The 244-nt window shown below is 64.8% G+C and carries 1 protein-coding gene; it reads right to left on the bottom strand.

Annotated features, from left to right (window positions below; translation table 11 throughout):
• The coding region (locus SB717_RS38720) for a hypothetical protein (RefSeq protein ID WP_410908557.1) at positions 1-244 on the bottom strand (244 nt) is incomplete at both ends.

Raw genomic sequence — 244 nt, 5'->3', positions numbered from 1 at the left:
CCAGGTAGCCGTCGGAGTCCATCGCTCGGAAGGTGAACCAGTACCAGCCGCGGGAGTTCATCCGCAATCGCTTGAGCGCATACCCGGTGTCGTCGAGAGGGATGATCGCCGAGTGCCCCTGCATGGTGGTCACGTAGATCGTTCCGTTCGCGGGCCCCGTGGCCGCGATCACCACGCCTGTGGTCCGCGCCTCCTCCACCTGCATGTCTTCGGTGCCGGCGATGTCCTCGAAACCCTCGATCAC

It is taken from the genome of Priestia sp. SIMBA_032 (assembly GCF_046535215.1).
Taxonomy (GTDB): domain Bacteria; phylum Bacillota; class Bacilli; order Bacillales; family Bacillaceae_H; genus Priestia; species Priestia aryabhattai.
The sequence above is the reverse complement of the archived record's forward strand: the minus strand, read 5'-3'. Positions and strand labels throughout refer to the sequence as shown.